General features: G+C 66.3%; 1 protein-coding gene and 1 pseudogene. Both read right to left on the reverse strand.

Features of this window, described 5'->3' with window-relative positions; genetic code table 11:
* Window positions 1-40: 40 nt before the first annotated feature.
* Window positions 41-817 (reverse strand): annotated as a pseudogene (locus ACVOLS_RS21530) (TPM domain-containing protein); the annotation flags it as partial.
* A gap of 10 nt (window positions 818-827) precedes the next feature.
* The gene (locus ACVOLS_RS21535; protein ID WP_303748949.1) at window positions 828-1460 is read right to left on the reverse strand and encodes a LemA family protein; all 633 of its coding nucleotides are present in this window, start codon (window positions 1458-1460) and stop codon (window positions 828-830) included.
* Window positions 1461-1657 lie beyond the last annotated feature (197 nt).

A 1657-nucleotide genomic window follows, 5' to 3' on the forward strand; every position in this document is an offset into this window, starting at 1 on the left:
CGCCAAAGCCGCCGCCACCGAAACCGCCTCCGCCGCCTCAGCCACCACCGCTGGCAAAACCACCACTGGAGCTTTTGCCCAGCGACAACAGGAAGGCCACCAGCGCAGCGATGCCGCCGCCAACCATCGACAGCAGCAGCCAGCCGGCCGCACCGGCAATCAGGCCTGAGACAACACCACGGATCGGTCGCGGCAGCTTGGCCAGCAGCATGCGCATGAAGGTGGAGGCAAACACACCGATCATGATCGCGAAGAAGAAGATCGAATCACCGCTGCCCCCGCCACCATCACGGTTGCTGCTGACCGGCGTCGGCAGTTCCTCGCCATCGATGATCTTGACCAGCACGCCGCTGGCGGCAGTGATGCCGCCGGCGTAATCGTTCTGGCGGAAGTGCGGCACCAGGTACTCCTGGATCACCCGGTTGGCGATGGCATCGGGGATGGCACCTTCCAGGCCATAGCCCGGTTCGATCCGCACCCGCCGGTCATCCTTGGCCACCAGCAGCAGCACGCCGTCATCTACGCCCTTGCGGCCAATCGCCCACTGGTCGAACACGCGGGTGCTGTACTGGGCAATGTCCTCGGGCTGGGTGCTCGGCACGATCAGTACCTGCAGCTGTGCGCCCTTGCGCTGCTGCAGGGCAAGGGCCTGCTGCTCCAGCGCCTGCTTCTGCGTCGCATCAAGCGTGCCGGTGGTATCGACCACCGGCGAATCCAGCGCCGGGATCGGCGCCAGTTGCTGGGCCAGCGCCGGGCCTGCCCAGCCGAGGCCGAGCAGGCACAGCAGCAGGCTGAAGCGCTGCAGCACTGCGCTCATCGCGCGCGGCTCACTGTGCCGGAGCGGGCTGCGGCGGCGTCTGCTGCGGCGCTGCCGGCTGGCTGCCGAAGCTCACGGTCGGCGGCTGTGCGATCTGCGCCTCGTTGTCGACGGTGAAATTGGGCTTGGCTGCGTAACCGAACATCTTGGCGGTGATCACCTGCGGGAACGAGCGGATGTAGGTGTTGTAGTCCTGCACCAGCTGGATATAGCGGCCGCGGGCCACGGTGATGCGGTTCTCGGTGCCTTCCAGCTGCGCCTGCAGGTCACGGAAGTTCTGGTCGGACTTGAGCGTCGGGTAGTTTTCGCTGACCACCAGCAGCCGCGACAGCGCGCTGCCCAGTTCGCCCTGGGCCTGCTGGAACTGCTTGAGCGAATCGGCATCGTCGGCATTGACCTGGATCTGCCCGACCTTGGAACGGGCATTGGTGACCTCGGTCAGCACCTGCCGCTCCTGCTGGGCATAGCCCTGCACGGTATTGACCAGGTTGGGGATCAGGTCGGCACGGCGCTTGTACTGGTTGACCACCTCGGACCAGCCGGCCTTGACCGCCTCATCCTTCTGCTGGATGGCGTTGTAGCCACAGCCGGAAATGGAAATCACCGCGATGACAAGCAACATCAGGCGAAGGTACTGGCGCATGGGTCGGACCCTGGATGGCTGGAATGCCGAGCATGCCACGTTGCCTGTTCAAGGTTTGCAAAGACCAGCGGCCGACGGCGTACCAGGCTACCGGCTGTAGGAGCGGGGGGGGGGGCCGCCCCCCGGCGCCCGCCCACACGAGTAACGCCGACCCAACGCGCAGACTCGGCGGGACGGGCGCGGGGGCGGCGCACACA

This window comes from Stenotrophomonas sp. STEN038, from assembly GCF_056759895.1.

What these genes read in the sequence shown, in the direction of transcription:
- ACVOLS_RS21535 (WP_303748949.1), bottom strand. Translation starts at nt 1,460, where the DNA reads ATGCGCCAGTACCTTCGCCTGATGTTGCTTGTCATCGCGGTGATTTCC.